Source organism: Clostridium sp. AF02-29, from assembly GCF_934835585.1.
Taxonomy (GTDB): domain Bacteria; phylum Bacillota; class Clostridia; order Lachnospirales; family Lachnospiraceae; genus Otoolea; species Otoolea fessa.
The window spans coordinates 21876-28293 of record NZ_CAKVZK010000037.1 but is presented as its reverse complement, the minus strand read 5'-3'; the positions used below and the strand labels follow the sequence as shown (position 1 = coordinate 28293).

Genomic DNA, 6418 nt, shown 5'->3' with positions numbered 1-6418 from the left:
GAACTCCTGCCAATGCACCATGTCCGCTTCCATTCGTATCTACTACTTCTGAATACAATCTATAATGATAAAATCATAAAATTCCCTTAATCTCTCAATAAGTGACCTCATAATCAGTTCCCTGCTCATTGCGTTTACCAAAGATACCTCAATCGCTGATAATTCTATATTGGCCGGTATCAGATCCACACCTTCCTTATGATGAAGGATTGTTTTTTCCATGTTCAGTTTTTCATCATTCACAATATTTAGCATCAGCGTTGCAAGAGAATACTCCATTTCATCCGGTTCCTCATACCCTAAACTAATTGTGAGACTGCCCTGCGGATCTGCATCTATCAGAAGAACCTTTTTCCCTTCCTGTGCCAATCCGATTCCTAAATTCACGCACGATACCGTCTTTCCAACTCCACCTTTTTGATTTGATACTGCTATGCACCTGCTTCGCACTGTCACCACAAAGTTCTCCGATTACGTCAATACTCCTCTTTCCTGTATTGTGGTTAACTTGACTACAATTCTTTCTGCCTGCCTTTTTTTTGATGGCATCATATTTCATCTTATAGGCATAGGCCTTTTCACTTGGTGTAATTTGCTCTCTCTGCAAATTGGAATCGACCATGATCACTACTGCTTCATCATCCTGCAACATACGAATGATTACCGGAATTTTCTTATATCCCAGCTTCTCAGCCGCATATTTTCTTCTGTGGCCAGAAATAATTTCGTAGTAGCCTTCAATCTTTGGACGAACAATCAATGGATTCAGTACACCATACTTTTTTATGCTGTCCTGCAGCTCAATCATCTGACTGTCTCCGATCACTTTAAATGGATGATTTGGAAATGCTCTTAACCATTCCATTTCAATCTCAACAACTTTTTCATCCGGATCTCTTACATCCGTTTTTTTATCCATAAGCTATCCTCCTCTAAAATATCTGTAACGAAAAAAATCCGCCCAGAATAGATTCTTAATCTAATCTGAGCGGATAGATCCGTCAGGCCTGTTTTGTTCAGGCAAGAAAACCATATTTACATTCATTGACACCCCAATCCTTATCCTACGCTGTAGTTATCTCCGTTCGGTACCAGGATTGAATTATTGCATTGGTGCCCGTTAAGAAATTTCGGTGCTCAATATTTGCGTTTAAGTGTTCTCTCGGTGCTCACGAGCACCGGAAAAAAGAAAAAGCAGCAATGAGCTTTTACGATCATTGCTGCAAAAAATGCACGTTCCCAGGGGGAATCGAACCCTCAACTAGTGCTTAGGAGGCGCTTGTTATATCCATTTAACTATGGGAACAAATGCCGTATTTTCGGGCTTTTTCAGCCTTTTCGGTCACGGCGACCAACTTTATGAACTCAATCACTTTCGTGATGAATTATCTCTTTCTTATCTCTTCTGATTTTTCAGATTTTGCTTCCTTAAGTGACCCTCAAACGCTACCCTTTTTCTTCAAAAGGGTTCCGCCATGGTTCTACCTTAGGAGGTGAACGCTCTATCCTACTGAGCTACAGAGATTTATATGTTTCACGTGAAACATATATCGTCTTTTCATACTGCACTTTATTATAATTCATTTTCATGTGTTCCGCAACTATTTTCTCTTCCCACCTGCTCCGTATGCAATTTATGTTCTACCGTCTCATTTGCTTTTATCTCCATCCGGACCTGAATCCGAGGATTTTTTATAGGCATTTACGCAAAATGAGCCGTTCCCATCATCCATATTTTTCCTTTAAACCGACGTCCCGGAAGCGGTTCTCCAAGCAGGTCCATCTTATTGATACCCACGCGGAAATACAGATCGTTGCATTCCACCTTGAGATCATAGATTTCCTCGCCGGTAAACCGGTTTTTCTTACATATAACCTCTTTGATCTCGCCTAAAATCGAATACTGATCGCACTCGATCCCGCTTGGCATAAAAGTTGTATCGACGATCGAATAAATATCCTCTCTCGTCGCCCGGCGCGATGCCATCGAATAGAGATCCAGATCCTCGATTGTTAAAGACTCCATCGCATCCTCGTCGCCATTTTTTGCCGCTTCCAAAAGTTCATCCCGGTTTTTCGCCGCCACTTTGGCTTTTTCAATCTGCAGCGCCGTCTTTTTGATCGGAAGAAGCACCTTGCCCCGATTGGCAAATCCTGCCAGGCTGACCGAAGTCACCTGTAAGCGCTCGCGCTCTTTCCGGTAACACTCCCTGTATTCGATCGGATTCAAGAGATAAAAGATCAGCGAAAGCCCTACCTTATACTCATCCAGAAGCCCCGCATAGGTTTCCTTCTCCGTATGACGCTGAATGGAACATTCTGCCCGCGAGGTTACCTCCTCGTTCAGGATATAGGGATAATAATACTCTATCTCCATCTCATCCTGCTCATTCAGCTCCCCATACATCGCCACGCCGATCCCCGGCGCAACTTCTGTCTTGATCTCATATAATTCGGTCTCCCTGTCAAGCTGAAGACAGCTGGAGGTTCCCGCCTCTCTCGCCAGACAGCGAAGCAGGGCACGGATGTCCTTCTTCTTCTGATACATACTAAATCCGGCAGCTCGCAAAAAACGATGCATATTGACTCCTTCTAACTACAATCCGCAGCTGCTGCCAACACATACAGCCGCCTCATTTCTATCCTTTATTTTCCTTACTTATACCCAAGCGCACGCTCCAGTGCTTCCTTCTCTTCACTTCCTAAAAGCACCTCGGTCTTGCCCTCTACGACATCCTTCAGATACAGGTAACAGCCTTCACGGCTGTGAACAGAATTCAGCACAAATCCCGTGTTGTTATCATCCAGCATGGCAATGACAAAACTCAGATTGCCGCCCATGCCCTTAAACGCATTGTACTTGACAATACCGGTTTTCTGGTATCCAGCCTGCGCCTTGGAGACAACCGAATCCACCAGGCGTTTTGTATCTCCGTCCTTTGCCCGCAGATACTCGGTCTCATCCACCAGTTCCATGATCGTGTCTTCGAGCGTCTCCGCATCTTTTCCCCGCATAAACATATCATATCTGCGATACAACTTCCTATACTGCGAAAAACAGATGACGGATGCAATAAATGATATGAGTGTCAGGATCGCCAGAACGATCACGATAATCCCCGGATCGATGCCAATCCCGCTAAAAATACTGCTCTCCATCTTTCATTCCTCATTTCCCATCATCCGTCCCCTGGGACGAATTTTGTGTGATTACTGTCTTAATGACTCCAAAAGCTCAATCAGACGTTCCAGTTCCGCTGATGAATAGTATTCGATCTCGATTCTGCCTTTATTCTTATCCTTGCGGTTGATCGAAACCTTCGTTCCCATAACCCCTTTCAGCTTCTCTTCCACATCCTTGAAAAAGACCTCCATATCGCGTTCCGGATCTGCTTTCTTTTTCGCCTTTTTCGGCTTCAAAAGCTCTTTCACCAAACGCTCGACCTCGCGGACGCTCAAATGATTTTCTACTGTTTTAAGCGCCAACTGGTACTGTTTTTCACCATCTTCCAGCGAAAGAAGCGCTCTCGCATGACCTCCGGTAAGCCGGTCCTGAATCAGCATCTCCTGCACTCTCTCATCCAGTTTCAAAAGACGCATGCTGTTCGTGATCGTCGCACGGTTCTTCGCTACGCGCTCTGCCACGTCCTCCTGACGCAGCCCAAACTCCTGAATCAGCATCTGGTAGGCTTTCGCCTCCTCAATCGGATTTAAATCTGCACGCTGTACGTTCTCGATCAGGGCGATCTCCATCGTCTGCTGTCTCGTATACTCGCGCACGATCACCGGAACTTCCCGAAATCCTGCCAGTTTTGCAGCTCTCCACCGGCGCTCTCCGGCAATCAGCTCATAACGATCGCCCTTTTTCTGAACCAGAAGCGGCTGCAGCACGCCGTAACGGCGGATGGATTCTGCCAGCTCTCCGAGCTGTTCTTCATCAAACATCTTACGCGGCTGGCTGACATTTGGCTCAATCTCCGAAATATTTAGAAATTTCTCTTTTTCCACCTCAACGATCTTTACGACCGGCTCCGCTTTTGCCGTCTGTATCTTCGATTTTGCCGCCATCTCCCCGGTTGTGCGGGTTTTTCCTTCTGCCGTCGTCTTTCCGGATGCCTTTGCAACTCCCACGCGGCTGCCTTTTCCCACTGTTTTCGCAGCTGTCTTTCCGGCAGACGCCGATTTTTTCTGTTTTTTAGATCCCGGAAGCACCATATCCAGCTCTTCCAGGCTCTTTTTCTCTATCTCCTGTTTCGTCTCACGAACGGAAGTCTTTTTTCCGGCTTCATCCGATGGCTTTGCGCTGCTTTTTCCCGCTTCTGCATTCTCGTAATCATTTCCAAAAAAAGCTCCCAGTCCTCTGCCAAGCCCCGTTCTCTTTGACATTTCCTTCCTCCTCACGAACCTCCCGACGCCCCGGCAGGCATCCTTTCTGAATTTCACTTCACCGTTATTTTCCTGCCTACAGCTCTTCTCCCCGGCTGATCACCTCTGCTGCCAGCAGACGGTAGCTCTCTGCACCGGTCGAACGGCTGTCGTACAGGTTGATCGGCATTCCGTGACTCGGCGCCTCCGCCAGTCGCACATTTCTCGGTATGATCGTCTTGTAAATCCGCTCATTTAAGTTCTGTTTTACATTCTCTACGACCTGCAGGGAGAGATTCGTTCTCGCATCATACATGGTAAATACCACGCCCTCCAGCTCCAGCGACGGATTCATCTTTTTCCGGACCAGACCGATCGTCCGGAGTACCTGGCTCAGTCCTTCCAGCGCATAATATTCGCACTGGATTGGCACCAGCACCGTATCTGCCGCTACCAGCGCATTGATCGTCAAAAGACTCAGCGACGGCGGGCAGTCGATGATAATAAAATCATACTGATCGCGGATTGTCTCCAGATAACCGTTTAACACCGACTCTTTATTTTCCACATCCAGAAGTTCAATCTCAGCTCCTGCCAGATTCGAATCCGAAGGAAGAACATCCAGATTTTCCTGAACATCGCGCATCAGACAGTCCTCCAGTGTGCAATCGCCCAAAAGCAGCTCATAGACTGTATCTTCAATCTGTTCTTTTTCCAATCCCAAACCAGTGGTTGCATTTCCCTGCGGATCAAAATCGATCGCCAGAACCCTCTGTCCCGCCTCTGCCAGGCATGCCGACAGGTTGATCGCCGTTGTCGTTTTACCTACGCCGCCCTTCTGATTTGCAATCGCAATCGTTCGTCCCATACCGTATTCCTTCCATTTCCTCGGTTTTATCTCACATGAAAGACAGGAAAAAGCCTTCCCGCAGGCATCCGCACAGCGATTTCCAGCTTTTTCCCGTTCTTGTCTTGCCTAATAGTATAACACACTTAAAACTCATTTCCTACTTTTTTAGAAAAATTTCATTTAAAATGTTTCACGTGAAACATCGGCTCCATTGTCTCCCCCAGAGCACACCATTTATCTGCCAGACACACAATCCATGCCTCGCGGCACTGAGGCGGCACCGGTATCAGCGGAAACATATGACGTGCGATGATATTTTTTTCCTTCCAATTTAAATAGTAATCTCTCTGTGCATTTCCAAGCGCTGTTTTCGGGTGACGGAAGCCGTGCAGGCGGTGCGAGGGATCCTTCTGATGCCAGTCATACAAAAAATAATCGTGCAGCAATGCCCCTCTCACAAGTGATTTTGGTTCCAAGCGAATCTGCCACCGTTCCATCATCCAAAGGCTTGTGTAGGCAACATTGAGGCTGTGGCGGTAAATGGATGTCGTACCATGCTGCATCGCCAGCTTCTCCTCGTCTAAGCGCCCTTCCTGCTTCAGTTCGCGTATCGTTTCCGCCAGCAACCGCTGCCTGCCCGCCGACAACTGAAAAGATTTCTCTGTCTTCCGTTCCATACGATGCTGAAAGCATAACTTATTTTCCTTCTTTATCATATCGCGCATTTCTTTCCCCATCGATTGATTTTTTGATACGTGAACATTATAATGAGTTTAATATCAATTTTCAACGAAATTTTGTTTACATAAAATGGCATGTTCATAACTGTTCACAGGTAGAAATTTTCTGAACTGAAAATTCCGAACGCTACAATTCTGGTTGCAGATTTTTCCGATTTGAAATGCGAAGCATCGGCAAAATCCCGTTACTTGGGCACACATCTGTGAACAGATATTCTGTGAAAAATACGCTGGAAATAGCTGAACTGGAATACAGGAAAATATGATATAATGAGCGCAAGTGAGCCAGAAAGCTGCTTGCAGATTTATGGCGAACGGCGAATGGCGATCACGATAGCTGCGTCAGCAGCGGTAAGCATCGAAGATGCGAATCGTGATATAATGAGCGCAGAAGAAAAGAATGCGGCTGCGAAGCAGACATATTCTTTTCTTGCGCCATTAACGAACGAACAGCCATGCGAAG

At 46.3% G+C, this 6418-nt stretch carries 6 protein-coding genes, 1 tRNA gene and 1 pseudogene; all 8 read right to left on the bottom strand.

The genetic code is table 11. The features are described 5' to 3' along the window. Nucleotides 1–51 precede the first annotated feature (51 nt). Nucleotides 52–387 (bottom strand): annotated as a pseudogene (locus PUQ60_RS09635) (AAA family ATPase); the annotation flags it as partial. Continuing rightward, nucleotides 305–919, bottom strand: coding sequence for a ParB/RepB/Spo0J family partition protein (locus PUQ60_RS09630; protein WP_273482950.1), 615 nt, complete (start codon nt 917–919; stop codon nt 305–307). The gene PUQ60_RS09630 and the pseudogene PUQ60_RS09635, both read right to left, overlap by 83 nt. A gap of 315 nt (nt 920–1234) precedes the next feature. Next, nucleotides 1235–1306 (bottom strand) — tRNA-Arg (locus PUQ60_RS09625). Between the two features lie 396 nt (nt 1307–1702). Next, nucleotides 1703–2581 carry a DUF3881 family protein gene (locus tag PUQ60_RS09620; RefSeq protein ID WP_022359164.1) on the bottom strand — a complete coding sequence of 293 codons (879 nt, stop codon included), beginning with the start codon at nt 2579–2581 and terminating at the stop codon, nt 1703–1705. A 74-nt stretch (nt 2582–2655) separates the two neighbouring features. Next, entirely contained in the window at nt 2656–3159 is a 504-nt protein-coding gene (locus tag PUQ60_RS09615; protein ID WP_117796781.1) for a DUF4446 family protein, read from the bottom strand. 51 nt (nt 3160–3210) lie between these two features. After that, nucleotides 3211–4386, bottom strand: a complete 1176-nt coding sequence (locus PUQ60_RS09610) for a ParB/RepB/Spo0J family partition protein (RefSeq protein WP_337501749.1) — start codon at nt 4384–4386, stop codon at nt 3211–3213. Between the two features lie 76 nt (nt 4387–4462). Next, nucleotides 4463–5233 carry an AAA family ATPase gene (locus PUQ60_RS09605; protein ID WP_273381102.1) on the bottom strand — a complete coding sequence of 257 codons (771 nt, stop codon included), beginning with the start codon at nt 5231–5233 and terminating at the stop codon, nt 4463–4465. Between the two features lie 158 nt (nt 5234–5391). Beyond that, nucleotides 5392–5931, bottom strand: coding sequence for an HD domain-containing protein (locus PUQ60_RS09600; protein ID WP_273381101.1), 540 nt, complete (start codon nt 5929–5931; stop codon nt 5392–5394). Between the last annotated feature and the right edge of the window lie 487 nt (nt 5932–6418).

Coding starts and splice junctions, on each gene's coding strand:
- PUQ60_RS09630 (WP_273482950.1), bottom strand. CDS start 919: ATGGATAAAAAAACGGATGTAAGAGATCCGGATGAAAAAGTTGTTGAG.
- PUQ60_RS09620 (WP_022359164.1), bottom strand. CDS start 2,581: ATGCATCGTTTTTTGCGAGCTGCCGGATTTAGTATGTATCAGAAGAAG.
- PUQ60_RS09615 (WP_117796781.1), bottom strand. CDS start 3,159: ATGGAGAGCAGTATTTTTAGCGGGATTGGCATCGATCCGGGGATTATC.
- PUQ60_RS09610 (WP_337501749.1), bottom strand. CDS start 4,386: ATGTCAAAGAGAACGGGGCTTGGCAGAGGACTGGGAGCTTTTTTTGGA.
- PUQ60_RS09600 (WP_273381101.1), bottom strand. CDS start 5,931: ATGATAAAGAAGGAAAATAAGTTATGCTTTCAGCATCGTATGGAACGG.
- PUQ60_RS09605 (WP_273381102.1), bottom strand. CDS start 5,233: ATGGGACGAACGATTGCGATTGCAAATCAGAAGGGCGGCGTAGGTAAA.